This window comes from Flavobacterium daemonense, from assembly GCF_007341385.1.
Classification (GTDB): Bacteria; Bacteroidota; Bacteroidia; order Flavobacteriales; family Flavobacteriaceae; genus Flavobacterium; species Flavobacterium daemonense.
In genome coordinates, this window is sequence record NZ_VJYD01000001.1 from 237,267 (window position 1) to 263,249 (window position 25,983).

Annotated in this window: 26 protein-coding genes and 1 tRNA gene; 13 read left to right on the forward strand and 14 right to left on the reverse strand. The window is 34.0% G+C overall.

Translation table 11 applies throughout. The features are described 5' to 3' along the window. The first annotated feature begins 7 nt into the window (after positions 1 to 7). From FND99_RS00905 to FND99_RS00915, 3 genes are all read left to right on the forward strand, one after another. Complete coding sequence (locus FND99_RS00905) at positions 8 to 2,050, forward strand: TonB-dependent receptor (RefSeq protein ID WP_144336121.1); 2,043 nt, start codon at positions 8 to 10, stop codon at positions 2,048 to 2,050. Between the two features lie 12 nt (positions 2,051 to 2,062). Beyond that, complete coding sequence (locus tag FND99_RS00910) at positions 2,063 to 2,866, forward strand: DUF2490 domain-containing protein (protein WP_144336122.1); 804 nt, start codon at positions 2,063 to 2,065, stop codon at positions 2,864 to 2,866. Between the two features lie 264 nt (positions 2,867 to 3,130). Continuing rightward, on the forward strand, positions 3,131 to 4,357 hold the full coding sequence (locus tag FND99_RS00915) for a RidA family protein (RefSeq protein ID WP_246074145.1): 1,227 nt from the start codon (positions 3,131 to 3,133) through the stop codon (positions 4,355 to 4,357). 289 nt (positions 4,358 to 4,646) lie between these two features. Here FND99_RS00915 and FND99_RS00920 read toward each other — a convergent pair whose 3' ends face one another. Further along, the gene (locus FND99_RS00920) at positions 4,647 to 5,531 is read right to left on the reverse strand and encodes a helix-turn-helix domain-containing protein (protein WP_144336124.1); all 885 of its coding nucleotides are present in this window, start codon (positions 5,529 to 5,531) and stop codon (positions 4,647 to 4,649) included. Positions 5,532 to 5,836: 305 nt separating this feature from the next. On the opposite strand from FND99_RS00920, the gene FND99_RS00925 reads away from it, so the two are divergent. Both FND99_RS00925 and FND99_RS00930 read left to right on the forward strand, forming a co-directional pair. After that, the gene (locus FND99_RS00925) at positions 5,837 to 7,201 is read left to right on the forward strand and encodes an NAD-dependent succinate-semialdehyde dehydrogenase (RefSeq protein ID WP_144336125.1); all 1,365 of its coding nucleotides are present in this window, start codon (positions 5,837 to 5,839) and stop codon (positions 7,199 to 7,201) included. Between the two features lie 27 nt (positions 7,202 to 7,228). After that, complete coding sequence (locus FND99_RS00930; RefSeq protein WP_144336126.1) at positions 7,229 to 7,927, forward strand: DUF1826 domain-containing protein; 699 nt, start codon at positions 7,229 to 7,231, stop codon at positions 7,925 to 7,927. Positions 7,928 to 7,932: 5 nt separating this feature from the next. Here the strand turns inward: FND99_RS00930 and FND99_RS00935 are convergent, their stop codons facing one another. Continuing rightward, entirely contained in the window at positions 7,933 to 9,612 is a 1,680-nt protein-coding gene (locus FND99_RS00935) for a S41 family peptidase (RefSeq protein ID WP_144336127.1), read from the reverse strand. Between the two features lie 222 nt (positions 9,613 to 9,834). Between FND99_RS00935 and FND99_RS00940 the strand changes: the two genes are divergently transcribed. Continuing rightward, positions 9,835 to 10,473 carry an MEDS domain-containing protein gene (locus FND99_RS00940; protein ID WP_144336128.1) on the forward strand — a complete coding sequence of 213 codons (639 nt, stop codon included), beginning with the start codon at positions 9,835 to 9,837 and terminating at the stop codon, positions 10,471 to 10,473. A gap of 65 nt (positions 10,474 to 10,538) precedes the next feature. On the opposite strand, the gene FND99_RS00945 is transcribed toward FND99_RS00940, so the two are convergent. The 8 genes from FND99_RS00945 to FND99_RS00980 form a co-directional block, all read right to left on the reverse strand. After that, entirely contained in the window at positions 10,539 to 11,096 is a 558-nt protein-coding gene (locus FND99_RS00945; RefSeq protein ID WP_144336129.1) for a hypothetical protein, read from the reverse strand. A gap of 108 nt (positions 11,097 to 11,204) precedes the next feature. Further along, a complete protein-coding gene (locus FND99_RS00950) occupies positions 11,205 to 12,344 on the reverse strand; it encodes a phospholipase D-like domain-containing protein (RefSeq protein ID WP_144336130.1) in 1,140 nt (379 codons plus the stop codon). Next, the gene (dcm, locus tag FND99_RS00955; RefSeq protein ID WP_211356612.1) at positions 12,341 to 13,564 is read right to left on the reverse strand and encodes a DNA (cytosine-5-)-methyltransferase; all 1,224 of its coding nucleotides are present in this window, start codon (positions 13,562 to 13,564) and stop codon (positions 12,341 to 12,343) included. The genes FND99_RS00950 and dcm overlap by 4 nt, the downstream gene beginning before the upstream one ends. A gap of 321 nt (positions 13,565 to 13,885) precedes the next feature. Then, positions 13,886 to 14,218, reverse strand: a complete 333-nt coding sequence (locus FND99_RS00960; protein WP_144336131.1) for an Imm51 family immunity protein — start codon at positions 14,216 to 14,218, stop codon at positions 13,886 to 13,888. Positions 14,219 to 14,404: 186 nt separating this feature from the next. Further along, complete coding sequence (locus tag FND99_RS00965; protein WP_144336132.1) at positions 14,405 to 14,959, reverse strand: energy transducer TonB; 555 nt, start codon at positions 14,957 to 14,959, stop codon at positions 14,405 to 14,407. A gap of 70 nt (positions 14,960 to 15,029) precedes the next feature. Continuing rightward, positions 15,030 to 15,227, reverse strand: coding sequence for a hypothetical protein (locus FND99_RS00970; RefSeq protein ID WP_144336133.1), 198 nt, complete (start codon positions 15,225 to 15,227; stop codon positions 15,030 to 15,032). A gap of 171 nt (positions 15,228 to 15,398) precedes the next feature. Then, positions 15,399 to 16,190, reverse strand: coding sequence for a toll/interleukin-1 receptor domain-containing protein (locus FND99_RS00975; protein WP_144336134.1), 792 nt, complete (start codon positions 16,188 to 16,190; stop codon positions 15,399 to 15,401). A 457-nt stretch (positions 16,191 to 16,647) separates the two neighbouring features. Beyond that, a tRNA-Arg gene (locus tag FND99_RS00980) sits at positions 16,648 to 16,721 on the reverse strand. A 114-nt stretch (positions 16,722 to 16,835) separates the two neighbouring features. On the opposite strand from FND99_RS00980, the gene FND99_RS00985 reads away from it, so the two are divergent. After that, positions 16,836 to 17,348: an adenine phosphoribosyltransferase gene (locus FND99_RS00985; RefSeq protein WP_144336135.1), complete on the forward strand. Its 513-nt coding sequence runs from the start codon at positions 16,836 to 16,838 to the stop codon at positions 17,346 to 17,348. Between the two features lie 237 nt (positions 17,349 to 17,585). On the opposite strand, the gene FND99_RS00990 is transcribed toward FND99_RS00985, so the two are convergent. The 4 genes from FND99_RS00990 to FND99_RS01005 form a co-directional block, all read right to left on the reverse strand. Then, a complete protein-coding gene (locus FND99_RS00990; protein WP_144336136.1) occupies positions 17,586 to 18,236 on the reverse strand; it encodes a response regulator transcription factor in 651 nt (216 codons plus the stop codon). After that, the gene (locus FND99_RS00995; protein WP_246074146.1) at positions 18,220 to 18,885 is read right to left on the reverse strand and encodes a sensor histidine kinase; all 666 of its coding nucleotides are present in this window, start codon (positions 18,883 to 18,885) and stop codon (positions 18,220 to 18,222) included. Before FND99_RS00995 ends, FND99_RS00990 begins: the two co-directional genes overlap by 17 nt. A 98-nt stretch (positions 18,886 to 18,983) precedes the next feature. Beyond that, positions 18,984 to 19,631 (reverse strand): hypothetical protein, encoded by a 648-nt coding sequence (locus tag FND99_RS01000; protein WP_144336138.1) that lies wholly within the window; start codon positions 19,629 to 19,631, stop codon positions 18,984 to 18,986. Positions 19,632 to 19,641: 10 nt separating this feature from the next. After that, positions 19,642 to 20,073, reverse strand: a complete 432-nt coding sequence (locus FND99_RS01005) for a hypothetical protein (protein WP_144336139.1) — start codon at positions 20,071 to 20,073, stop codon at positions 19,642 to 19,644. Between the two features lie 269 nt (positions 20,074 to 20,342). Between FND99_RS01005 and FND99_RS01010 the strand changes: the two genes are divergently transcribed. The 6 genes from FND99_RS01010 to FND99_RS01035 all read left to right on the forward strand — a co-directional run bounded on the left by FND99_RS01010 (position 20,343) and on the right by FND99_RS01035 (position 25,970). After that, the gene (locus tag FND99_RS01010; RefSeq protein WP_144336140.1) at positions 20,343 to 21,206 is read left to right on the forward strand and encodes a hypothetical protein; all 864 of its coding nucleotides are present in this window, start codon (positions 20,343 to 20,345) and stop codon (positions 21,204 to 21,206) included. Between the two features lie 18 nt (positions 21,207 to 21,224). Further along, on the forward strand, positions 21,225 to 21,629 hold the full coding sequence (locus FND99_RS01015; protein ID WP_144336141.1) for a hypothetical protein: 405 nt from the start codon (positions 21,225 to 21,227) through the stop codon (positions 21,627 to 21,629). 18 nt (positions 21,630 to 21,647) lie between these two features. Next, complete coding sequence (locus FND99_RS01020) at positions 21,648 to 22,358, forward strand: hypothetical protein (RefSeq protein ID WP_144336142.1); 711 nt, start codon at positions 21,648 to 21,650, stop codon at positions 22,356 to 22,358. Between the two features lie 63 nt (positions 22,359 to 22,421). Next, on the forward strand, positions 22,422 to 23,009 hold the full coding sequence (locus tag FND99_RS01025) for a hypothetical protein (protein ID WP_144336143.1): 588 nt from the start codon (positions 22,422 to 22,424) through the stop codon (positions 23,007 to 23,009). A 45-nt stretch (positions 23,010 to 23,054) separates the two neighbouring features. Beyond that, positions 23,055 to 24,728, forward strand: a complete 1,674-nt coding sequence (locus tag FND99_RS01030) for a S8 family serine peptidase (RefSeq protein WP_144336144.1) — start codon at positions 23,055 to 23,057, stop codon at positions 24,726 to 24,728. 12 nt (positions 24,729 to 24,740) lie between these two features. Next, positions 24,741 to 25,970, forward strand: a complete 1,230-nt coding sequence (locus FND99_RS01035; RefSeq protein WP_144336145.1) for a peptidoglycan-binding domain-containing protein — start codon at positions 24,741 to 24,743, stop codon at positions 25,968 to 25,970. The last annotated feature ends 13 nt before the right edge of the window (positions 25,971 to 25,983 follow it).

Below are 25,983 nucleotides of genomic sequence, written 5' to 3' on the forward strand. Positions count from 1 at the left end.
AAGCGTAATGAGAAACAAACTTTTTACAGCAATTGTAATAGTATTGTTGACAATACAAAATGGTTTCGCTCAAAAGACAAATAAACCAGAAGTAAATAAATCAGAAGCAGATACAATGCATCTGAGCAAAATAGTTATCAGCAATATCGACTTCAGAAAACAAATAATGAAAGTTGATTTAAAAATGGCGCCTGTAAATTCTGCACAGGATTTATTGCGAAAAGTCCCGGGACTTTTTATCGCCCAACATGCTGGCGGAGGCAAGGCAGAACAAATATTTTTGCGAGGTTTTGATAATGATCATGGAACCGACATTAGCGTTATGGCTGACGGAATCCCAGTAAATATAGTCTCGCATGCACATGGACAAGGATATGCCGATTTGCATTTTCTGATTCCAGAAACGATTAAAGATATCGATTTTGGAAAAGGATCTTATTATGCCGATAAAGGCGATTTTAATACCTCGGGTTATGTAAATTTTAGCACATTTGACAAATTAGAGAATAACCTTTTTAAGATAGAAGGTGGTTCGTTCAATACCATGCGAGCAGTTACGATGCTTAATCTTTTAAATAAAACCATGAAAGATAAGAGTTTTTACGTAGCTGGTGAATTCAATTATACCGACGGGCCGTTTGATGTAAAGCAGGATTTTAAACGCATTAATTTTTTGACGAAGTACAGCCAATGGATTGATGAAAAACATTATTTCTCTATTCTGGGATCTACCTTTAGTTCGGACTGGAATGCCTCGGGACAAATTCCGGAAAGAGCAGTAGAAGAAGGAATTATAAGCAGGTGGGGATCAATAGACCCAACGGAGGGCGGGAGAACATCAAGGACAAATTTGGCATTAAATTATAAGTATTTAGCGAGTGAGAATGAAGAGTTTTCTAGTAATTTATTTTATTCGAAATATGACTTTAACCTCTTTTCAAACTTTACTTTTTTTCTAAAGGATCCCGTTTATGGAGATGAAATTCAACAAACTGACAATCGCTCTATTTATGGATTAGAAAATAAGTATGTCCGAAGATTTGCATTTGAAAATAGCAATATGACTTGGACTTCTGGAGTAGGTTTTCGTTTTGATGATATCAAGGATTTGCAGTTAAATCATGTTTTTCAGCGTGATTTATTGTTAGACAGACTGTCTGATGCATCTGCTTCTGAAATCAATGTTCACGGCTATACTTCAATCGATTATAGAGTGGAGAAATGGATTATAAATCCGTCAGCGAGATTGGATTATTTTACTTTCAGTCTTCATGATCGACTTGCTAGTTTACCGGCTGCAAAAGAGGCTTCGGCAGCAAGAGTGAGTCCGAAATTGAATATTTCCTATACACAAAACCAAAATGTGCAATGGTATATTAAATCTGGTTTTGGATTTCACTCCAATGATGTAAGAGTTGTCGTGGCGCAAGATGGAAAAGAAATTCTGCCTTATTCTTTTGGAAGTGATCTTGGTGTTATCCTTCGACCAACCGCTAACATGATTATTCAGCCTGCAATATGGCATATGTATCTGCAGCAAGAATTTGTATATGTTGGAGATGAAGCTGTTATAGAACCATCAGGAAAAACACGTCGTTTGGGATTCGATCTTAGTTTGAGATACCAACCATTTCCTTGGCTGTATCTTGACGGAGATCTTAATTATGCTCATGCCCGTTTTATTGATGAGCCAAAGGGGGAAGATTATATTCCATTAGTTCCAACGCTTACAAGTACAGGAGGCGTGGCGGTAAAACTTCGGTCAGGTTTCTCGGCAAATCTAAGATACCGCTATATGGATTCGCGACCTGCTATCGAAGATAATTCGGTAAGAACACGAGGCTATTTTGTTAACGATCTTGTGTTGGCGTATGGCAAAAAAAGTTGGGAGTTAAATCTGCAGTTTCAAAACATCTTTAACACCAAATGGAATGAAGCACAATTCGAAACAGAAACCAGACTCAGAAATGAGACAAATTCGGTATCAGAATTATGTTTTACTCCGGGAACACCTTTCGCTGTAAAAGCAGGAATAAGCTACAAAATTTAAACTTGATAAAAAATGAAAAAAGTGTCTACAAAAAACAAATTGCGATTGGCAGTGGTCATTTTTGTGGTCACATTTAGTAATTCATACGCACAGTTGAGCCCTCCGGGTTTAGGAGAGGGAAAAAACGCAGCTTGGTTTGCCTTTGGAGTCAGGCAATCTTTAGATTCACTTAAACAAAAAGAATCGACCACTTACGTAGGATATGGATTAAAGAGTAGTCCAGACGAAAACAATCCGTTTTCAAAAATGGCTATTCTGGTAATCAATGAAGAAATTTCAAATCGGTTCAAAAAGAATTGGGAATACTCTTATGCATTGAGCTACAGACGAGCAAATAATTATGATTCTGATGCGCCTTATGCGGAATTAAACCCTGCAATTGAACAGGAATTCAGATTATACGGACGCTATTCTTATATCACAGAAGGCAACGGACTGAAATGGAAAAATACGATTAGACAAGAGTTTAGAAAATTTTTTAATCCAGATTTCAGTAATGCCGAGGAGAATTTTCAGTTGCGTACAAGGTTTAAAACACAACTGAGCCTGGATTTAGGAAGCAGTAAAACGCATCATTTTATAGGCGGAGCAGAGGCGCTTTTTGCTATTAGCAAAGAAAATGAGCCAGAAAATGAGTGGTCAAAGTTTGCTTATAAAGAAAGCAGGTTTACGCTTTACTATTCAATTAGTCCGCATGAAATTCCATTTATTTTCGACGTTGGCTACATGTATAACCTTATCGGAAAAGGAGCAGCTATTTCAGACGTGAATTATTTGGCCTTGGATGTAATTTGGAAAAATCCTTTCGGGGCATGATAAACTAATAGAAAGACTTAGTGCTTAACACATTTTGTAAAATTATTTTAAACACATAGAAACATAGTTTTTGTAAACTCAAAAAAAGGCGTTTCACTAATTTCAATGCACATAGAGCTATGTGTTAAAGCTTGCTTTTTCTGTGAACTTAAAAGAAGGAGTAAAAAGCTAATTATTAATGTGTTAAAATTAAAGTTTATTCAATCTCACTCAACTCGTTAATCCATAAAAAAGTAATAATTAAAACAGAAAAACAAACAAATTATGAGCGAAATCAAAAAGAATTCGAGAAACACGGAAAATGCGCCAAAAAGCCCGTTTTCAACCCAAACTGTAGCATTTTCCCATTACAATAATATTTCGGCGCAATTGCCTATCGATCCAAAAACGGGAGAAATTGTTGGCAATACCGTTAAAGAACAAGCAAAACAATGTTTGACAAATATTCAAGCAATTGTTGAAAGCATTGGACATGTTATGGATGATGCCGTAAAATTGACTGTATTCGTTAAGAATATTTCTGACATTGAAGCAATTGAAGAAGTGTATAAAACATTCTTCAAAAAAGAGCTTCCAACACGTACAACAGTTGCTGTAGCAGCTTTGCCACTTGAAGGCGCTTTGATTCAAATAGATGCTCTTATTTCAAATGGCGAAGGAACGACGCCGCAAAAAGCATTAGATCTTGTTAAAGTAACTAGAAACACAGAGAAAGCGCCAAAAAGTGTAAACGCACAAACTGTAGCATTTTCTCATTACAACAATATTTCGGCTCAATTGCCTATCGATCCTCAGTCGGGTAAGATAGTTGCAGGCGGTGCGGCTGAACAGACAGAACAATGCTTAAAAAACATCCAAGCAATTTTAGAAAGCATCGGACATGTTATGAATGATGTGGTTAAAACCAATATTTTTCTTAAAAACCTTTCAGATGCAGAAACTGTAAATGGCGTTTTAGCAAAATTCTTCCCAAACTATGTTCCTGCTAGAACAATTATTAACGCAGCAGCTTTGCCAATAGACGCTTTGGTTCAGATTGATGTAGCGGTATCACACGGTGACGGAACACCTCCGCAACTTGCAGAAGATGCACGCTTTCTGGTAATTGAAGCAAATAATACAGAAAATGCACCAAAAGTTCCGTATTCGCATACTGTGGCTTATTCACATTACAATCACATTTCGGGACAATTGCCGCTTATTCCAGAAACCAATCAGATAGTTGGCGGTGGTGTTAAGGAACAAGCAGAACAATGTTTAAACAATATTAGAGCAATTTTAGAAAGCATCGATCACAAAATGGATGACGTTGTAAAAATTAATATCCAGCTTAAAAATATTGAAGATCTTAATGCCGTAAACGAAATCTATAATTTGTTTTTTAATGGCGATTTGCCTGCAAGAACAGTAATTGGAGTTTCGGCAATTCCTATGGATGCTTTAATTCAAATTGACGCTGTGGTTTCGAATAGTGAAGGTACGCCAGCTTAACTAATCGATAAAAGTCTAGCTTTTAAAGAAGAGTTTTTTTAGAAAAAAAACGCTTATAACGGATGTTTAAAATCCTGTTGTAAGCGTTTTCGTTTTTAAGTAAAAAAGGATTTATTAAATATCCGTTCTTATCCGCGTTTTCGCAAAGCGAATCTGTTTTATCCGTGTACTCAGGCAAAAGTATTTATTTAAAATAATGCATTAAGAACTATGTGTTAAAGCTTGCTTTTTCTTTTAATCTTCAATACAAGCAATAAAACCTATGTTTCTATGTGTTTGGATCTATTTTTTAATGTTTTAAAAACTGTGTACGATACTCAGAAGGAGATTCTCCCGTCACTTTTTTAAACATGCGCGAAAAATAAGAAGGAGATTGAAAATGCAATTCAAATGCTATTTCTGCTATTTCTTTTGAGTTATCTTGTAACAGAATTTGGCTGTGCTGAATGGTAATTTCGTTTATCCATTGTTTTGGCGCTTTTCCGGTGGTTTCTTTAACGCATTTGTTCAAATAATTATCTGATATTTTCAATAGATTAGAATAATAATCTATGTTTTTATGCTGAATGTGGTTTTTCTGTACCAATTCTCTAAACTGAAAAGAAATAAAACTTGCACGACTAAGCGATTTGTTATTAGTATTTTCCGTTCGTATAATTTTTAATAACGCAGACTGAAGAAGTGATGTTGTAATAGCATCAATATGTTCGGTTTGATTTAATTCTTCTTCAAGTAATTCAAATAAACGAGTAAGCCAATTGATTTTGTTAGGGTTTAAAATGGAGAACGGCGAAGCATAAAAGAAATTTAAATCACTCGTTGTCAATGAAATTTCTGTAATAACCTCATTTTCATAGATAACAAAAAAACCTTCAACATCGTCTGACAATTCTAATGTTGCCGTAAAATTCCCTTGTTTAATACTAAGCGCTTGATTCGCATTAATTTCAAAAACAGATGTTTCTAGTTGTTGTTTTACAAATCCTTTAGTTACAAAAATCAAAAAGTTAAAAGTCGTTTGATAGGGATTAACGGGAATTACAATCTTCTTTAAATAATTTTCAATTCGGTACAGCTGAACGTTAGAATTATTAAAAAGATTATGAGCGGATATATCGGGAAGAAAGAACTTCTTATATTCATAATTACTAAGTAATTTGGGGTTATTTTTCATATAAACCTGATTTTATAATAAAGCTTCGAATGTTAACTATGAAACAATCTCAGCAGTAAAAAATGGAATACTAAGTTAAGCAATTTTTTATTGGTTTTTCTATTTAATTTGTTCGAATTTGTATCTGTAAACCTTTGAATTTACTGAGTTTTTTAACTTATCTTCGTATGTATGAGAATTTCCAAATATAGGCTCTATTTTGAGTTTGATTTGTTTTTCGAAGACATAAAAAACTTCATTTTTGCAATATTTAAATCAAAATAAATTGTACCTTTTACAGTGCTTTTAATTAAAATAAGACAATTATGATAAAGTCTATAAATCCTTATAATCAGGAAACGGTATATGAATGTGTTGAAATGCAGAGTCAAAAGATTAAGAATGTGATTGAAACTGCAGATCTACAATATAAAGTATGGAAAGAGATTCCATTTTCGGAACGTTCAATATTAATGAAAAATGCTGGTCAGGAATTAAGAAAAAACGCCCGCGAATATGCTGAGATTATTACTCAGGAAATGGGAAAACCAATCACACAGTCATTGGCAGAAATAGAAAAATGTGCCGCTTTATGTGATTATTACGCTACACATGCGCCTGAAATGCTTTCAGATAAAATAATTGAAACAGAAGCATACAAAAGTTATGTTAGTTACGAACCAATAGGAGTTGTTTTAGCGATCATGCCTTGGAATTACCCATTTTGGCAAGTTATGCGTTTTGCTGTTCCAGCGCTCATGGCGGGAAATGTCGGAATACTTAAACATGCCAGTAATGTGATGAAATGCGCCACAAGTATTGAAAAAGTATTTGAAAGAGCAGGATTTCCTAAAGGTTGTTTTACGAATCTGCCTATTGGAAGTAAAAAGGTAGAAGAAATTATTAAAAATCCCAAAGTGAAAGCGGTAACCCTTACCGGAAGTGAAGCTGCAGGAAGAGCTGTAGCGGCTGTTGCTGGAAGCGAAATTAAAAAAACAGTACTCGAATTAGGAGGGAGCAACGCTTTGGTTGTTTTTGCCGATTGTAATCTCGAGCAAACAGTAAAAACTTGTGTGCAAGCACGTTTTCAGAATGCGGGGCAGAGTTGTATTGCTGGAAAACGCCTGTTGGTGGAATCATCGATTGCAGAAAAATTTACAAAATCCTTTCTTGAAGGTGTCAAAAGTCTTCGTCAAGGAGATCCATTAAATGATGAAACTACAATTGGAACTATGGCTCGAATTGATCTTGCCGAAGAACTCGAAAAACAGCTTCAACAAACAATAGAAAAGGGAGCAGTAGTCTTGCTTGGAGGCCACAGAAATAAAGCGTATTTTGAGCCTACCGTTGTAGGTAATGTTACGCCAGATATGTCTATTTTTACAGAAGAAATTTTTGGTCCCGTAATCGGAATTACGACTTTTAAGGATGAAGAAGAAGCGGTTCAGCTGTCAAATAGCAGTGCATTTGGACTTGGAGTTACGATCTTTACAGAAGACTTTGAAAAAGCTGTCCGATTAGTGCCAAAATTTGACGAAGGAGCAGTGTTTGTAAACGAACTCGTAAAAAGTGATCAGAGATTGCCTTTTGGTGGCACTAAAAATTCTGGATACGGACGCGAACTTTCGCAAGATGGTATTCAAGAATTTGTAAACAAGAAAACGGTTTACATCAATAAATATAAAAATTAAAAAAATAGATTTCTCTACATCATAATTATGAATAATACGTTTTCTGACAACGACCAAATTGGAGTGGTTTCTGCTTTCTCGGACTTGGTAAATACCGATTTCAAAGGAGAAATGAATGCATTATGCTGGTACAGAAATTTGGATGGTGATTTTGCTGAAATTACAGCCAAGTTGTCTTTAAAAGAAAATATAACCGAAGTTTTTCCCGAAGATTTACGAGCACTTCAATTATCAGAAAAAGGAAATTCAGCAAGAGAAATAATCTTAAATGATCTGAAATTATTAACTGATTTTGGTGCTTCGCCTTCACTTAATTTGCTAAAATGTTATGAACGTGATGATGAATTTGATTTCATATCTACGGATGTCTATTCGTTTCACGTCGATCGTTCTCCCATTGCAACCGATACTTTTTTGTGCACGTATCACGGAGCTGCGAGTGATATAATTTCGAATTCGCAGGCAGAGCAAAAAATCTTAATTCCAGAAATTCGAGCAAAGCTAAAAAAACTCCATGACGGAACAGACGAAGAATTCGAAGATTTTTTAAAAGAAAATTACTTTGATCTGCATTATCAGGTACACGAAGATGCAAAACCAATTAATTTAGGATTAGGGCATATCTGGCGACTGGCCGTAGATCATCCAAAACAACAAGTTTTACCGTGCATTCATAGAGCGCCAATAGAAAACGATGGCGAATATAGATTGTTGCTGATTTGTTAGATTTATTAAATTCCTTTATTAGCTGCAGATTTTATTAATTTAATTCCTGTATGAATGAATTGATCCTCATTAAAATTTGATGTTGTTTGCTTGACAAAATGATCAATTTTCAAACCGTTTCTTTGCACCTGGGTTCCGTCAGGGTAAAATCCTCCCATGCAAGTAAATTGAAATTCTTCGCCATCAGGCAGTTTGAAAATGGCAACATTGACAGGTGCACCAGAAGTTGTTTTGCCAACAGTTATGCAATTAGGAGCTGCCTGAATAGCCATTCCAATATACTCAGCCCTGCTTTGGGTACCGCCATATACTAAAAGAATAATTTTTTTATTGTAGTATTTTGAATTTTTGTGACCCGCTTTAAAAGGATCTACGATAGCACTAATAGCAGGTTTGTCAAAGTGTGACAACGAAGGTCTTTGCTTTAACGGAAAAAGAATTTTAATAAATTCTTTTCGGTCAGGATAGATGTAATTTGCAATTTCCTCGCCGGAAATATTTTTGGGATAATTTCTTAAATCTAAAATAATCCCATCTGTGTTGGAAAATGCTTCAAATGCTTTTTTTGTATCCTCTTTCGAAATTGTACTCAGATTTATGTATCCAATTTTATCTTCGATAATTTCCCATTCTTTTTTATAGGAAAAAAATGGAAGCCGAGACTGTTCTTCGTCTTTTGGGAAAGTCTTATAAAGATGAATGTATTTTGTAGCAACAACATCTTTTCTTTTTATTTTGACTTTAAGACTGTCTTCCTTATTCATCAACAAAAACCAAGTCAAGCGCTCTAAATGACGCTCATTTGAAGACGAAATCAGTGATCCAATCTTTTGCTTGCGGAATGATTTAATGTCCATGTCATTGATTTCAACAATCAAATCGCCTAATTTCAAATTGTCTTTTTCTGCCAATTTATTAAACATTCCCGAAACGACTAAAGTGTCATTAACATTCGTTGTGGTGATTGGTGCCTTGAATTTAAAAAGTGAATCTAATACTGTTTTTGAGAAAAAATACGAATGTGAGTCGTTGAGCGATGCAATGGAATGCATTTTTGCCAACTCATATTCTAATTGAGAAGTGCTTTTTGAAAACTCATCGATAAAACTTTCAAGCTGACTATACCAGTTTTTATCCATCAAGTATTTATTTACATCATGATATTGGATCACATTCCAAAAACTAAATAATTCTAATAATCGATGGCTTTTTGTTTTATAGTCAAATCCTTTAAAACCTTTCTCATTATCAAAAGTAGGAATGCCGCCTTTTGATGTGTAGTAAAAACCAATATTTGTATTGTTTTCTAATTTTTTTAATTTGGAAAAAAGTGCTGTGTTGCCAGAATAGTTTTCTATCCACTTATAGTCATAATTTTTCGTAAACAAATTATCGGTATTGGTGTCGGTTTTTATTTTGCTTTCCGGAATTGACGTGATAAAATTCAATAGAAATACATCAAGATTTGTTTGCGTAGTTACGCTTTCAAGTTTGTCAAAATTTTCAATAAATATTTCATCCCAATTGTATTTTCCATTACTTACTTCATAATGTTGGTATTTCATCAATCCCCAAACCAAGCCAAATTGTTTGTATTTTTCGGTAGCACTAATTTTTTCTTGAGAAAACATTTGTACAATGAAACAAAAGCAAAGCGTAATGGCGAAAATATTTTTTTTAATCATAGATGTTTTTGTTGCTTAATTATCAATAAAATCAGCTTGTTATTACTATTGCAAAGTAGCTTAATAACAAATAGGGAAGGGAGTACTAAAGTACATTTTTGCGTAGTTAAAAGTCCTGTTTTTGTATAAGCCTAATTTTTAGATGATATAACTTAAGGATAACATCGAAATTTTAAGCTGTTGCAAGTGTTTTTCCTACAATTAAATGCGTATATTTGATGTATGAACAAACAAGCGTCTTTTTCGGTTTGCGGAGAGTCATTAGAGGCTCCAATGCACATTTGTGGTTTTTTTGATTCCAAAGAACAGCAATATGAGGTAATCATCCCTTATATTATGGAAGGTCTGGAGGGGAATGATAAAGTCATTAATATTCTTGAAGGAGACCGTCATGGTGAGCATTGCCGCTGTCTGGCAGATAATGGTGTCTCAATTACTGCAAAATTAGCTAGCGGTCAATTAGAAGTTCTGGCTTCTGAAAACAGCTATATAAAAGATGGCAATTTTGCAGCAGAAAAAATGTACAATATGCTCGAAAAGACGCTGATGTCTTCTGAAAGAGCGGGTTACGAAAGCGTAAGAGCTTGTGGCGACATGGTTTGGGCGTTAAAGAATCTTCCGGGTACAGATGAACTTCTAGAATATGAGGCGAGTTTGAATCTGCTTACACCAAAATATTCCTGCTCATTAATTTGTATGTACGATATCAATAGTTTCAGCGCAAGCACGCTTACCGATATTCTGCTGACACATCCGTACGTAATCAAGGACGGAAAAATTACTAAAAACCCTCATTATGTTGAGCCTTTGACGTTTCTTGCAAACCTTGCAGATTCTCGTTCAAATGGGATGATATCTTAAGCAGTTATTATTTTCTAGTGTTTTTTGGTGGCGTTGTATCTACGCCAGTATTATTTCGTTAGTTGTCAAAATTCTTCTTCGTTTGGTGCACCAATATTATGATTCATTTTCTGTCCCATAGTATTTGTTATGTAACCTGCAACGTTTTCTTCTTTTCGTAGCCCGTTTACAGAATAGTTAAGATGTATTGAGCAGTCGCCCGTAATGTCAATCCAAACGGTTTCACTTTCGCCTTTTTCCAATTTGTCAATATGTCTGTTGCCACAACCCACAATATTTATATTCGTCACAGTTGTTTGTGTTGAATTTGTGAATGTTATTCTCATGGTATTGAGCAGTATAATTGTGATCCAACAATAAATTAGCATAACGGGAATATTCAGCAACATTAGTCCGCAAGTCTTTAATAATTTGTTTCTATTGTCAATATCTTTCTTTGCTTTTAATGCTATTGAGATTAGTATTCCTATGTTTATTAATCCTGTCAAGGCAATAAAACCGTAGCCTACAAAAAGTAATTCAAACGAAGAAGTCAAAAAGTAAATCCCAAAAATGCCTGTACCAAACAAAAACGAAATTAATGCTGTTTGTTGTCCTAGTTTTATGTGTTGGTTTGTTGTCATGGGCTTATTGCTAATGTTGGAATAAACACAAATTTATTAGATGCAAAACCAACTTCAAATTAAAGCTAAAAACTAAATTTCTTGTAGAGCGTGTTATCTGATTTGCTTTTATATGATTTTGGTGTTAAATTCTGTGTAAGAGTTGGTTTTCATAATATCAATTTTGAAATCTCCGTTTTGATCTTTCATAATTATAACACTATCAAAACCTAATTTGTCAAGTTTTTCTATTGTCGCCAATTCGCCTTCTGCAAGTTGCAAAACTCTGCGTAATAACCAATCAGACAAGGCTTTATTTGGATTAGTCATCAAGGCTTTTGAATTTTCTTGGCAAACTTTTGCAGAAAATATTTCTCCCGTTGGAATTTGTAAGTTAAAATCTTGGTCACGCTTTGGAAAGAAATTTGGATATTTTCTGTGCAATTCTGAAGGAATTGGAATATAAATTTCTCCAAAATCTCTTTTTCTTCCATTGGCATTCCATTGATTTAGACCGCTTCTTTCAAAAATAAACTTTTCTCCTTTCTGAATTCCATAAAGAGGCAAAATCACATAATTTTCGCCCTTAACAAGTTTGTCAGTTGCAGTTTTTAAATTCTTATTCTCCTCAAATAATTCAAGAAGCAAAGAATAAGGGTCTTCAATTATATCAATTGGTAAGCGAAAAGCATTTTGAGGAATTATAAACTTTCTAAAAAGTGTGCTTTTTGAATGATTGAAAGTATATAAATTATTTCCGTCTTCAAATTGCAAACTTGCTTTATTATCTTTAACCGAATGAATATTATCAATATCTATAATGTTGTAATCTGTTTCATAAAGTAATAATTCCTTCTCTTTTCGAGCAACAATGTGATAAAGTGAATCTTGAATATTGTAAACACGATTTGCTAAATTTATTCTATCGTTTCTGAACTCTCCAAGTTTTAAGGCTAATTCTTTGCCTTTAAAATCGCGTAAAGTTTTTGATAATGAATTAAATTCTGCGACTTTTTCTGTACTGGAATTACCGTTGCAAACAAAAGTTTTCAAACCAACACCAACTGAATTATAATTTGCGTCAAAAGCCGTATCTGAACGTGACAAATTACCTGCATCAAAACTTCTACAAAATATATTTTCGGCAACACGATAATTTATAAAAGGAATCGCACTTTCACTGAATAAACCCGAAAGTTTTGAAGCTGCTGAAAGCAGTTTTAAATAATTTCCGTTTTTTTCAATGTCTATTTCTGCGAACGATTTCATAAAACTCTTATGATTTCGGTGCTAATTCTCTCAATTAATGTTGTAGTAACAGAATTTCCTGCTTGCATATAAAGTTTACTATTTGCCAAGTTTGGCAAAATGTAATTTTCGGGATAACCTTGAAATAAAAAACATTCTTTTGGTGTTAATTTTCTAATTCCAAAATCGTCTTTTATAAGCGGTACATTATGTCCACCTGTTCCCATATTTGCCGTTAAAGTTGGACAAACATTATTTTTATTTTCCCTTGCGTAAACTCTACGCCATTGATAAACTGTGTCTTTTGAAGTCATCGCTTTTTCAAGCTCTGGATAATATGCGTGGTCTTCTTTGTAATATAAATTATCTGCTTGTTTTCCTTTTTCTAAAATATCGTGAATAGTTTTTGTTAATTTAATTTCCGAAGGAAATTGGAAATTAGCAAAATTTTCAACTTGATTAGGGTCAAACGCGACTATAAAAATTCTTTCTCGATTTTGCGGAATATTTGAGTGTGTCATTGAGTTCAAAATTTTTGTAAAAACTTTATAGCCCAATTTATCTTCTAAAACTGAAATTATAGTTTTAAATGTATTTCCATTATCGTGCGAAACTAAATTTTTTACATTTTCTAAAAACACCACTTTTGGTCTATGTTTTACAACGATTTGCTCAATGTCAAAAAATAAAGTTCCTCTTGTATCAGCGAAACCTTTTCGGTTTCCTGCAATCGAAAATGCTTGACAAGGAAAACCAGCGCATAATATATCAAATTCCTGTGGGATATAATTTTTAACACGTTCTTTTGTAATATCTCCAAATGGAACTTCTCCGAAGTTTTTTCTATAAGTTTTTTGTGCACTTGTTTCCCATTCGCTCGTAAAAACACATTTTCCACCAACGTTTTGCATTGCCAATCTGAAACCGCCAATTCCTGCAAAAAGGTCAATAAATTTAAAAGTATAATTTTCGGGTGTTGGAAAAGGAACATTTTCAACTTCAAAAAGTAATTGTTGTAAAGCATCTTCAGCAACAATATTTACTTGTTCTTCGACTTGTTTGTATTCAATAAAATTGTCTAAAACTTTTACGGCGTCTTTTTTATAATGTTTTGAAACTCCGTTTCTGTAATTGTGTAAATAATGTGTAATCAGTGCTTTATCATAAGGTTCGACAAGTCTTATTTGATAGTTTTTACTATCAAATTCCTCAATACTTACTTTTTGCTTAACTGCTATCATTTACTTTTTTATCGTTTACGCAAAACTACAATTTAATTTTTAAAATTCGGAATTTAATGTTTCTCGTTTCACGATTACATTCTGGTGAAGTAGCATATCAGGTAACGTTTCATTATTACATCGAGTTTGGGACTAAATTAAGCCCATTCTTCGGATTTGCCAAATCTTCCCAAGTGCAAAACCATTTTTCCATTATGTCTATTGTTTGAATCCGTTGTAGTAGCTGTTATGTGCTGTATTTATTTTAGGTCTTGATTCCACTTAATTAGTTTTCCATCTGTTTTTATTTTCTTTAACAGTTTGGATTCATTTTCCATTAATTCAATTATAATAGATTAATTTGGCTGCTTTTTTTTCGTTTTCTATACTGAAACTATAAAAAGCGACAAACATTCCTGTTTCTGGATCCGTTTCCATATTCAGTAAGACATCTGGATGATTTTTTTGGAGATAATAATTTATAAAGACTTCCCAATCATAACCGTTCATAAGTGCTACATTTGGAAATAATCTTATTATAAATTTACCAAAACTGTTACTTACGGTTTTCTTAATTTTTTTCCCCATTTCCATAACTATGTCTTGTTCAATAAAGAAACATATAGAAATGCATTTAGGATTCTCGGTTATAATTTTTTTTGCGTAGTCAGCCATTAATCTAAAATTCTATCTTTATTTTGATTTTGATTTATCCCGATTCTTCTGAATATGGACCATAACGTTCTCGCGCTTTGTCGCGTTTGGGAATTAGGAGAAAATTAATTCATGTCAAACGTAAATCTTCTTGTTTACGGTAATTCCACTAAAGCCCAAATGCGGGAAACGTGTGTTGGTGCCAGTTTATTTATTGTAAAGGTTTAAAGTCATTTCACTGTTTACTATGATACCTCTATAATTGGCTGGTTTCCATTTCGCTTTTTTGACAAAGCTAGTTGCTTCTTTTTCGAAGTATTTAGCAAAATCTTTATTTTTTGAAATGCTAAAATCGCTTTCGGCTTTTAAATTTCCCACACTTCCATCTTTATAGATTACGAAAAAAACTTCAGTATTTGCCTTTTCCTTTTTCGCTTGCCTTTTACTCATTTTGGGATAATTTAATCCATCAATAAAATCATTTTCAGGTTTTTCTAAAAACTCTTCATATGTTTTAGCAGTTATGTATCTCGAAGTTGTTTCACATTCCGAAAAATCAAAAATTAAATTTGGATTATTTTTCACAAATTGTTGATCCGCAACGTTTCGTAAGGAGTCGATGAATTTATCACCAAATTTCTTTTCAATTTCTAAGTTCATGCGCTCAGCATAACAATACCGCCTAAATCCTTTTGGTGGATGTGCACAAGAAATTAAAATTGAATCTAAACCTATTGAAAATTTGGATAATAATTCTTTCATTTCTTTATTGCTAAAATCATAGATTCCGAAACCATAAAGTAAAGTGTAAGTTAATTTCCCTTTTTTGATATCATTCTTTGCACGCTTTTCTTGAAAAAGGACAAACAGTATCTACAACTTTAATTCGTTTTGATTTGGTTTTATAAAATTGCTCTTCATTATAAACCACAACAGAATCATTACTACTATGTGCACTTTTTAACTCCTGCTTTTTATTACAAGAAATTAAAAATGTAAAAAGGACTAAAGTTAAAATCCAATGTTTCATATTATGGTTTCTGTTTTTGAGATAATTGCCACAAACGTTCCGCTACTACAGCGGGTTTGGGACTAAGTTAAACTCATTCTTCGGATTTGCCAAATCATTCCAAATACAAAACCATCTCTCCATTAAGCCTATTGCCCAAATCCGTTGTAGTAGCTGTTATGGGCAGTATTTTTAAGTCATATTAATTGGAATCAAGCAAACTAAATTTTCACCAACGGCTCTAAATACTCCAACAAATTTCAATTGAGATTCCCCTATAGTTTTTATTGAAAATCTGATAGGATATCCGGGCATAGTTGCTCTTGAAATATAAAAATAAAATCCATTACATTTATAATTATCGCTAACATCGATTCCATTGATAAAAGTTTCTCCTGTCGGATATAATATTTCTGACGTTATAGTTTTGACTTCAACTTCACTTTGTGAATTTTCTACTAAGATGATATATTTTGACATTGGTTCAACATAACTTTCAGCGCGTATTTCTAAGGTAATTTCTTTGTCAGGTTTTATCAAAGTAACATATCCTCTGACATTCTCATAAGTTTGCTCATTTTTGTCAAATGTACTTTTGTTATTTGCAACGTCAACTATCTGACGAAGACCATAATCCAGACCTTTGCCATAAATATCAATGTATAATGTCTGTAGCAAAATGGCTGGCATTAAGCAATCATCTAATTTTACTGGAATTAGTTTGACCTTATTTTGAGTAGCTTTATAAAGTGCGTTTTGCCATTCCAATTTAACCATATTACTAGCCAAACTGTTTTTAGAAACAAAAAAGAAAAAGTACTCACAATTCTCTAAACCTTCATTCATTTTGTCAATTATTCCTTCTCCAGGTTGCATCGACCAACTGTCATAAAAAACATTTTGCATTCCGTAAACTTTAGACAATGTAATTGCTATTGGTTCAACAATTGGTTTGTCTTTATAATTGTGACTTAAAAATATCATGAATATTTATGCTTAGTTGTTTAATATTGCTCATAACTTATTTATATGTATCACAAAATCTTACAAATCCATCAAGATTTAGGTAGATACATGTAATAACCATTATAAATATTTATTCCCAAATATAGAATATTTCCAATATAAATCATTGAATAAGCGTATTATTTGTTGGGTAATTTTCCTATTTATATTAGTGTATATTTAGTTTGTCTTAAAGCTATTATGTATCAATAATTTTGAATAAGAGAAATCGATATAATTAAGGATTTCGGAAACAATCTCAAAAAAATGTTGTGCTATTTTGCAACTAATTAGTTGTAAGTTAGTAGTGGCTGTGACTAAAAGAAAATATATGTTCAGCAAAGATAAAATCTAGGTTAGTTTTGTTTACGGTACAATAATCGGACAAATTCAAAACAAAAAAAAAACTCTAAATCTTTTATTTAGAGTTTTTAAGTGACCTCGACTGGATTCAAACCAGTAACCTTCTGAGCCGTAATCAGATGCGCTATTCAGTTGCGCCACGAGGCCTTTTTGTTATCAACTAACTAATTTTTTGTAGCTTTGTTGATTGCTTATTGCGGGTGCAAAGATAGACATAAATGTGAGATATACAAACATAAAATACGATAAAAATAAAAAAAAATGAAGATAGAAAATTATATACGTGATATTCAAGGATTTCCAAAAGAAGGAATTTTGTTCAAAGATATTACGCCACTCTTAAATGACCCAATTGCACGACAAGAATGCCTTTCGGTTCTAGTAAATTCTTTGAAAGACAAGAAAATTGACAAGGTTGTTGGCGCAGAAAGCCGTGGTTTTTTCTTCGGAATTTTATTGGCGCAGGAATTAAATGCTGGTTTTATTCCGGTACGTAAACCTAAAAAACTGCCGTATGAAACGATTTCAGCTTCTTACGAACTTGAATATGGCACCGACAGTTTAGAAATGCATACGGATGCGATTAAAAAAGGAGATCGTGTTTTAATTCACGACGATGTTTTGGCAACTGGCGGAACCGCAAAAGCAGTTTGCGAATTGGTAGAAAGTCTAGGTGGCGAAATTATGCAATGCAATTTCTTGATGGAATTATCTTTTTTGAACGGCAGAGAAAAAATAAAACAATACCCGATATTTTCTGCAATCACTTATTAATTTTTAAGATCGAAAATTTTATTTAAACACATAGAAACATAGATTTTATTGTTAACGGAAGAGGGTAAAAAGAAACTAGTTTCTAACACATAGCTAACTATGTTTGTTTTAATAAGTGAAACGCCTTTTGCAGGCATTTAAAAACTATGTTTCTATGTGTTTAATGATTTAAATTAAACAATTAAACAGTTAACCAGTTAAACGATTAAACAGATCAACGATCAAACGGTTAACCAATCACACCAAAACAATCTTGTGTTTTATAGCGTACAAAACCAAGCCAATTCGGGTTTTGATTTCTAGTTTGTCAAATAAACATTCTCGGTAGCCGTCTATGGTTTTTGGACTTAAACACATTTCCGAGGCGATTTCTTTATACGTTTTTTCGGTACAGGCATGTTTTATAAAAACGATTTCTTTTTCCTTTAAATTGATTTTTTTAGAATCGTTGTTTGCTTTTTTCACCAGCATTCCCGAAACTAATTCGGTGAAATAAAATCCTTTTTCAATTACTGAGATTATCGCTTCTTTGAAAATTTCTGGCGAAGTATCTTTTAGCAGATAACCTTTTGCACCGTTTGTAATCATTTTGATGATAATTTCTTCGTCATCATTTACAGAGAGTGCAATTACTTTTAAGTCGGGTCTGTTTTCCTTGATCCATTTCATTGTGCTTACGCCGTCTAAAACAGGCATGTTGACATCTAATAAAATCAAATCGATATTGTCTTCCGGATGATCTTGTAAATGCGTGACAAACAATTTGCCATTTTCAAATCGGTTTATGACTTCAAAATCTTTAAAGCTATTGATCAAAAGTTCCAAAGACTGCGAAAAAAGCTGATGATCATCAACAATAATTATTCGGTTTTTAGTGTTCGGTTTCATTGGTTGCGGTTAATGGGTATTCTAAAGTTACAGTGGTTCCTGATGAATTTGATTCCATAATTAAATGAGCGCCAATTAATTTGGCTCTTAATTTCATGTTGTTTAAACCTATTCCAGAGTTTATTTGATTGGTATCATAACCAATTCCGAAATCTTTCATTTCCAATCGAAAAACGGTATTTATGGTGCTAATATTTACTTCAAATAAATCACTGTGCGAATGTTTTAAGCTGTTGTGGAGCGCTTCCTGAAAAATTCGGTAAATAAACAAATCATGTTCTTGATTGATCTTCGGAATTTCTCCCGTAAGATGGTATTGATACTGAATATTTTTCAGCTTTTTTATACGCTCTAAATCTTGTTTTATGGCTTCGATGAAGTTGCTCTGCAGTAAATTGTCTTTATTGATGATTCGAGATAAAATTCGTATTTCATCAAGCGATTTGGCGAGTATTTCTTTAAGGTCTTGGAGTTCACTGGCTTTAATAGGTTTTCCGGCGTTCAAATAAATATTGAGCTGCATAATGCCTACCGAAATGATTTGGCCTATATTATCATGAAGTTCTTTGCTTATTTCGCTGAGTGTCTGGTCTTTGATTTCGATTCTGGTTTTAATCAATTCCGATTGAAAATAGAGTTCTGATTCCATTTTTTCAACCAGATATGTATTTTTCTTTTTCAGGAAATAAAAGAATATGACAAGCAAAATGATCAGTAAAGTTAAAAAAACAATACCTAATGAAATGACTAATAATTGTATTTCTTTTCGCTCCATAAGAATCCAATGATGTAGCAGCTTTGCGCCAAAAGATTTAAAATAAATACTACCAAACTAAAAACCGATTCATCGTGTTTGATTAAAAACCAATTTAAAGCTAGCATAAAGGGCAAAAACGGTACATGAAAAACTAAAATTCCGAGTATGTACCAAAAAAATACCGACTTTTTAAAATTCAATATTTTGTCTGAATTAAAAATTTCTACCAAGTAAAAGCAGGATAAAATCATCACTAAAATAACACCGATAGCAAAACTATACGTGTAAGAATGATTGACGTTGTCCTTAAAATAGAGAATATTCAGAAAAAACGAGGCTATAAAAATCAGCAAACTTAAAGATGCCATTATTCTATAATTCGTTTTAGTCAACAGACTCCGCAAGAGCAATATATAGGCAGAAAAACTGACCAGCATATAAAAATTAAAAACATAATAATTGAGCAAGCCGGTCCACTCGGTGAAATAATAACCTACTTTTTCTATAATGACAGAAAACCAGATTAAAATTACGAGTGATTTGGCTTTATATCCCGGAAGTTTGTGCCATGAAATCAAGCCAATAATTCCAGAAAACAAAGCCAAATAAAAAATATAAAATCGTAAAAATTCGAACATGATTTTTTAGTTAATAGTCCAATGCAGGCGGTCTTCCAATACTTCCATAATTCATTGGTTCAATGCTAGATATATCAGGATTTCCATCACTCATCAAGGCAAAAGTCTGAATTTCTCCCGCTTTAGGTGTTTTGATTTTTTTACCGGTTGCGGTCAAAAATACTGTCATCAAACCGGCTTTTTCGGCATATTTTGTTTCTTCGGGATATACTCCAAAATAAATTCGGATTCCGTTTACATCATAACCTGTTTTTTCTCCTTTAGACTTTATATAATGAATATAATTTTCGAGTTCATTAATAGAAAACCAAGCAGCATTGGCATCTTCTTTTTTAATGTATTTCGCAATAATGCTGGCTCTGTACTTCATAAAATTCGTGTGCAATTCCTTGGCGAACTTTTTAGTAATCAGTTGTGTTGGTCTTTCAGGTTGTCTTTCCATGATTATTAAGAGTTTAATGGGTTAATTGTTTGATAAATAGTGTTTTGATAAAAACATTGGGAACAAAAATATTTTAAACGTCAAAAATCGGCAAGGGGAAATGTACCCTTTTTCTTAGGGTAAATTTATTTAAAAAATTGGGTTAAAGTGCTGTTTTGTAGTAATTTATAAAAAATCAATTTTACATCGTTCCTTTTTGTGCACAAAATGGATAGGCGAAATCTGAAAAGCCTATAAAAGAGTAAGAAGTAATAGTAATACTAAAAATTATGAGTTTATATCACGAAGTTTTTCAGGGAGAATCATTCAGCGAAGACAATTATTTTGAAGCTGTACGATACGTTTTAGGACCAGAATATTCAAATTTAAGCGAAAGCGAACTGGAAGATGTCCTATTATCAAGAGTAGATCAAATGTCTGAAAGTGAAGCAGAAGGATTTTGGTCAAGTTTAGGAAATGTTGCCAGCAGTATTGGTTCTGGCGTTTTGCGCGGTGTTTCGGCCGTTGCTCCAATTGTAGGAACAGCAGTTGGAACCTATTTTGGCGCACCTCAAATTGGTGGAGCAGTTGGCGGGTTAGTTAGTAATCTAGCAGGAGCGGGAAGTACGGCACTCGATAATAGCCGTCAACCGCAACGCAGACCAGCGCCACCACAGCAATACAGACCAGCACCGCAACAACCACCACGCCGACCATCACAACCATCGCAATTTAGACAAGCTTTGGGAGATACTGGCCGTTATTTAGCAAATGCCGGCAGAGCTGCAATCCCCGCAATTCAGCAATATGTGCAAGATAATCCGGTTCAGTTGCGTCCGCAGGCTGCGCAGGATATTGGCAGAGTGCAGGGATTGTACAATCAATTAGGAGGCATTATCAACAATCCTCAGTTTCAGGCTGGTCAGGCGCAGCAGAGTTTGGGCACTGCAAGTCCAAATGCTCCTATCGAAAGCCATTCTTTTGCTGAACTGATTGAAAATGTCAATTACCTAACGGAGAATATTTTATATGAGTATTACAACGGAGGATTGATTCCAACTGAGGACTACTACATTGATCAATACGGCCAATTTGTTGGCGCAAATACTCCTAACCGAATCAATAGACTTGAAAATTCTATTGCAAGTTTATAAAACCTAAATGTTATACCAATGGATGCTTATTTAGAATATTTGAAAGAACATAATCCTGAAATGGCTAAATATTTTGAGCTTATGCAGCCCATGATGGAAAAAAAAGAACCTGAAGAGGAAAAAGAAATCCCAAAAGTTGATCCAGAACTTGAAGAGAGAGTCAAGAAACTTAAAAAAATCAACCATAAACTTTTTACTATAATCGAAGGACTGAAATTTCAGCTGGAATTTGAATTAAATCAAAATGATGATTTAGCAAAAGCTATTGGCGCATGCACCGAATGTTTTGGCGAAAATCCTGATTGCGCCGAATGTTTCGGAACTGGAAAACCAGGTACCACCGTTCCTGATTTTATTCTTTTCAACAAATATATTCAGCCAGCCATCCAGAAATATAACAAACATTATTTCAACAAAAATTAACCATTAAAAATTAAAATTATGAGCTATTTTGAAAGTTATTTAGACGAAGATTTATTGAATGAAGATTATTTCAACGAAGATCTTTTGAGTGAAGATTTATTAGAAAGTTATGACGAAAGTTATGATGAAGCTGCAAAACGCAGAAGACCTTCAACACGAAGCATTAGACCAAATGTGAGTTCGGCTGTAAAACAAAGATCAAATTTTGGACAAGCACTGAGCGGAAGAGCTAATGATTATGCTACTAAAAGCGAACTAAAAAAATCATTAGATGCTATTTCTAATCAGGTTAATGAGCTTAAAAAGACATTATTAGCAACAAATAAAGCATTAGTTGCTTTAGATCAAAAACATACTGAGTTTGCAAAAATAGACGCCCGAAAAGGCGACAACCAAACAAAGGTTTTAAAAAACATGCAAATGATGAGTATGATGGGATCGCTGCTTAATCAACCAAAATTAGTGACAGAAAACCTTCAGCTTGTTGGCTCTGGAACCGATACCAAAATTATCGCCAAGGACGGCAAAAACCCAATCTACATTGATCAAACGATGTCATTGCTTTTGCCAATGATGACTACGATGGGCGATTCTGGTTCTGGAAAATCAGACAATTCAAACATGATGCTGCCGTTAGTTTTGATTTTATCACAACAAAATCAGGGCAATACAACAAATAGCAACAACACTATTTTGCCTATTGCATTAATGATGATGATGAATAAATAAATCATAGAAAGGGCAGTTGAACCTCAATTGCCCTTTAATTTCTATTAACCTTAAAATTATGAAATGATGAATCCATTTAATTTATTAATCAATTATGTGATTGCCAACAGCAGAGCGAGTTTTTATAATGTTTCTGGAAATCAGGAAATAACTAATACGGCACTTTTGGCGGGCGTAGTTTCAGAAAATCCGCTCGTTAATTACTTGATTATTGAAAACAAAGCCAAAATAGAGGGTGATAAGTTTAATGTTTCTGAAGTGCCAGCTACAACTGCAAGTGCTCCAGGTTTGCCAGCGCCGAGCACAGCTCCTATTGTAAATCCGCCAACAAGCACTGAAACGCCGGTACAAACTAGCGGAACCGCTCCTGCAGATATTGTGACTTTGCAGAATGTGAGAAATGAAATTTCAATAAGCAACAACCTTTTAAAAGAAGAAATCGCTAAAATAACGGCAAGCAACAACGCCGAATTAACCAAAGCTTTAGCAGAAAAATTCGAAGTTAAAATTGCTTTACTAGAAAAAAATACTGCTGCTCTAAATGATGCTATTCTAGAAATTAAAAATAGAATTGAGGCAATTTCTAAAAGTATTTCATTTCCAGATAGTGTTTTGAGTCAAAAAGCACCAGCTAAAAACGAAAAGAAATAAAAACGCAATCTGCTGGCTTTGAATTAATATTTAAAATGCAAAATTATGGATCCGAGACTTAAAATCATATTGTATGGCAATCCAGATGAAGAGTTGTCGCTGTTGATGCGTTTGAGAAAGGAAAAAGAATATCCTGATCATTGTAAGATTATTTCAGAATTTGGAAATGTTGTAAGCATCAGGACATTGCGCAGATTTTTATGTTCTATTTATGAGGATCAGCGCGTAATAAGCTTAAAAGCACCAACAGTTGTTCCTGCAAATGATAACGTCGAACTTGCTCCTGAAAGCGAAATTTTGGATAAGAAAAATGAAGTTTTAGATGAGACTGTTTCAAATGTTGTCTTCGGAATTATTGATTTTGGTTTTGATTTTACGCACCCCGATTTTATAAGCAACGGAAAAACACGTTTTGAGAAAATTTGGGTACAGTCCGATCGCTATGACGGCAATAAATACGGCTACGGAAGAATCATTACAAAAGCGCAGATAAATGAGGCGTTGTTAGATGATTTTCCGTTTAAAAAACTTGGCTATCATCCCGGAAAGTCAGATTTGTTTGGCAATGGAACACACGGAACGCATGTTCTCGGAATTGCCTGCGGAAACGGCGCTGTTGCGCCCAAAAGTTTTGCCCCAAATGTGCCAATAATAGCAGTCGATATGGGAACTAATTTGGTCAACGGATCTAATTTATCCTTGGGCGATTCAGTAAAAGGAGCCGAAGGTTTGTGTTTGATTACAAATGAAGCAGGGGAGCGGCCTTTGGTAATCAATATGAGTTTGGGTGGTCATGGCGACGCACATATGGGGCGAACTTTGTTTGAGCAAATCATTGATCATATTGTTACCACGCGCAAAGGAACTGCAATTGTGCAAAGTACCGGAAATTACCATCAAGCAAATGTTCATACTTATGGAGATATTAAGTCAGATCAGCGAATTAAGATTCCGTGGATGTTTAAAAAGAACGATCGAACTCCCAACGAGATGGAAATTTGGTATCATGGCGACGATATTTTAAGTGTGGATATTTATGATGATAATGGAAAAAAACTGCTTTCGTCAACTCCTTTTAAAGATGAATTGATTTTAAAGGACAATGACGAAGTCGGGATTTGTCTTCATCGAAGCAATGAACCCAATACAGGAAAAAATCAGATCAACATTTTGGTCAATGGCAAATTGAATTCAAAATTTTGGACAATAGAATTGATTGGTCGAGTTGTAAAAAATGGGCGTTATCATTGTTATATAGAACGCGATGACGGCGGACAATCGATATTCTTGCCAGCAATTGCTAATAAAACCCACACTACAAATTCGATTTGTAATTCAAAATACAGCATCGTGGTTGGTGCATATAATCAAAATGATGATACAAAACCTATCTTGTCGTTCAGCAGTTCTGGACCAACTGCAGACGGACGCATGAAACCTGAAGTTGTTGCGCCAGGCTTTAAAATAAAATCATCCTGTTCGTCTTCAAGCAGAGAAAACAGAGCATCAAACAAGCTGACCTCTAAAAGCGGAAGTAGTATGGCAGCGCCTTATGTAGCTTCTTTAGTAATGAAAATTCTGGAGAAAGAGCCTGACCTTGATATCTTTTCAATACGAAAAAAACTATTCAAGGCCTGTGATACTGCTGCTTTTAAAGAAAATAATTTTGAGGTTTTTAGAGCCGGACATGGTTATATCAATCCCAATAAAATAACATAAATCTGGAATACTATGGAAAATTTAGTTTCGAATTCCCCAGTTATAAATCAAAATCCGTCTGTTGGGAATTTGCTTATCAACAGTGTAGGATTAAATGCAGCAAACAATCGATCTGACGTGTTGCAAATACAAAATTACTTGAAGGCAGTAGGTTATCCCGTGACGACCAGCGGAAGTATTTCAAATAATCATACGGATAGCACCATTATTTCTATTCTGAATTTTCAGGCCAATAATAACATTCAGGTAACCGGAATGATAACTCCCGGCGACCTTACGTTTAATGCCTTGAGACAACTGAATAGTGTAAATACTTCGCTGGTTGAATCGGAGGATGAATCACTGCATCAGCCCTTTTTGACCAACTCTTTTTTGTTTAGAAGAAATGCCGGAAATGCAAATACGCTCAACGTTATCTTTGAAGGTGATTCATGGCTGGATTATCCTGTTCCGACCATTTTGGATTTGTATGATACGATTACCGACCGAAATCAAAGATTGAATTTAAATTGCTTGCATCTCGCTAAATTTGGAGAAACAACTTCGCAAATGTATGCCGACAGAACGCACTTTGTTCAGTATGTAAGCGGTTATCGCATTGACCGAATTTATTTTAGTGGAGGCGGAAACGATGTTTTTCCACAACTTGGCAGAATATTAAATGCCGGTGTAACTTCTTTCGATCCAAGTTTCTTTACAGATCAAGCAAAATTGACGGAACTCAGAAGTTTGTCTGGTGATCCGTTGTATCAAAAATGCATTTTGTATAAAAGATATTTAAATACCACTACTTTTGATAGCGCACTTTTTAATACTGCAAATTTAAGTTCGATTTTCAGCACAATTATGCGAAATTATCTTGGTTTTGGAAGCATCATAAATGCATACGCAACGCCAAATACTATATTCTACATGCATACTTACGATTATCCGTTATTCAAACTCGGCGTAAGACCTTCAATTGTTGGCGTAGATTTGCCTCTCGGACCTTGGATAAAACCAGTTTTTGATCGTTTAGGAATTGCCGATGAGATCTTGAAATCGTTTATCATCATCCGATTATTGGATCGATTTTACGCGCTTTTATGCCAAATCAAAAATCATTTTGCCTATTACGGCTATCGTTTCCAAAGTCGTATTATTGATTATCGAGGTTTGCTGAATGCATCAGAATTTTGGAGAGATGAAATTCATCCAAACTCAGCAGGAGCGAGGAGATTATCAACACGAGTTACATTCTAAAAACAAACAAACC

Bases quoted from the DNA above. Each gene is read 5' to 3' on its own strand.
- FND99_RS00905 (WP_144336121.1), top strand. From the start codon at position 8: ATGAGAAACAAACTTTTTACAGCAATTGTAATAGTATTGTTGACAATA.
- FND99_RS00910 (WP_144336122.1), top strand. From the start codon at position 2,063: ATGAAAAAAGTGTCTACAAAAAACAAATTGCGATTGGCAGTGGTCATT.
- FND99_RS00915 (WP_246074145.1), top strand. From the start codon at position 3,131: ATGAGCGAAATCAAAAAGAATTCGAGAAACACGGAAAATGCGCCAAAA.
- FND99_RS00920 (WP_144336124.1), bottom strand. From the start codon at position 5,531: ATGAAAAATAACCCCAAATTACTTAGTAATTATGAATATAAGAAGTTC.
- FND99_RS00925 (WP_144336125.1), top strand. From the start codon at position 5,837: ATGATAAAGTCTATAAATCCTTATAATCAGGAAACGGTATATGAATGT.
- FND99_RS00930 (WP_144336126.1), top strand. From the start codon at position 7,229: ATGAATAATACGTTTTCTGACAACGACCAAATTGGAGTGGTTTCTGCT.
- FND99_RS00935 (WP_144336127.1), bottom strand. From the start codon at position 9,612: ATGATTAAAAAAAATATTTTCGCCATTACGCTTTGCTTTTGTTTCATT.
- FND99_RS00940 (WP_144336128.1), top strand. From the start codon at position 9,835: ATGAACAAACAAGCGTCTTTTTCGGTTTGCGGAGAGTCATTAGAGGCT.
- FND99_RS00945 (WP_144336129.1), bottom strand. From the start codon at position 11,096: ATGACAACAAACCAACACATAAAACTAGGACAACAAACAGCATTAATT.
- FND99_RS00950 (WP_144336130.1), bottom strand. From the start codon at position 12,344: ATGAAATCGTTCGCAGAAATAGACATTGAAAAAAACGGAAATTATTTA.
- dcm (WP_211356612.1), bottom strand. From the start codon at position 13,564: ATGATAGCAGTTAAGCAAAAAGTAAGTATTGAGGAATTTGATAGTAAA.
- FND99_RS00960 (WP_144336131.1), bottom strand. From the start codon at position 14,218: ATGGCTGACTACGCAAAAAAAATTATAACCGAGAATCCTAAATGCATT.
- FND99_RS00965 (WP_144336132.1), bottom strand. From the start codon at position 14,959: ATGAAAGAATTATTATCCAAATTTTCAATAGGTTTAGATTCAATTTTA.
- FND99_RS00970 (WP_144336133.1), bottom strand. From the start codon at position 15,227: ATGAAACATTGGATTTTAACTTTAGTCCTTTTTACATTTTTAATTTCT.
- FND99_RS00975 (WP_144336134.1), bottom strand. From the start codon at position 16,190: ATGATATTTTTAAGTCACAATTATAAAGACAAACCAATTGTTGAACCA.
- FND99_RS00985 (WP_144336135.1), top strand. From the start codon at position 16,836: ATGAAGATAGAAAATTATATACGTGATATTCAAGGATTTCCAAAAGAA.
- FND99_RS00990 (WP_144336136.1), bottom strand. From the start codon at position 18,236: ATGAAACCGAACACTAAAAACCGAATAATTATTGTTGATGATCATCAG.
- FND99_RS00995 (WP_246074146.1), bottom strand. From the start codon at position 18,885: ATGGAATCAGAACTCTATTTTCAATCGGAATTGATTAAAACCAGAATC.
- FND99_RS01000 (WP_144336138.1), bottom strand. From the start codon at position 19,631: ATGTTCGAATTTTTACGATTTTATATTTTTTATTTGGCTTTGTTTTCT.
- FND99_RS01005 (WP_144336139.1), bottom strand. From the start codon at position 20,073: ATGGAAAGACAACCTGAAAGACCAACACAACTGATTACTAAAAAGTTC.
- FND99_RS01010 (WP_144336140.1), top strand. From the start codon at position 20,343: ATGAGTTTATATCACGAAGTTTTTCAGGGAGAATCATTCAGCGAAGAC.
- FND99_RS01015 (WP_144336141.1), top strand. From the start codon at position 21,225: ATGGATGCTTATTTAGAATATTTGAAAGAACATAATCCTGAAATGGCT.
- FND99_RS01020 (WP_144336142.1), top strand. From the start codon at position 21,648: ATGAGCTATTTTGAAAGTTATTTAGACGAAGATTTATTGAATGAAGAT.
- FND99_RS01025 (WP_144336143.1), top strand. From the start codon at position 22,422: ATGATGAATCCATTTAATTTATTAATCAATTATGTGATTGCCAACAGC.
- FND99_RS01030 (WP_144336144.1), top strand. From the start codon at position 23,055: ATGGATCCGAGACTTAAAATCATATTGTATGGCAATCCAGATGAAGAG.
- FND99_RS01035 (WP_144336145.1), top strand. From the start codon at position 24,741: ATGGAAAATTTAGTTTCGAATTCCCCAGTTATAAATCAAAATCCGTCT.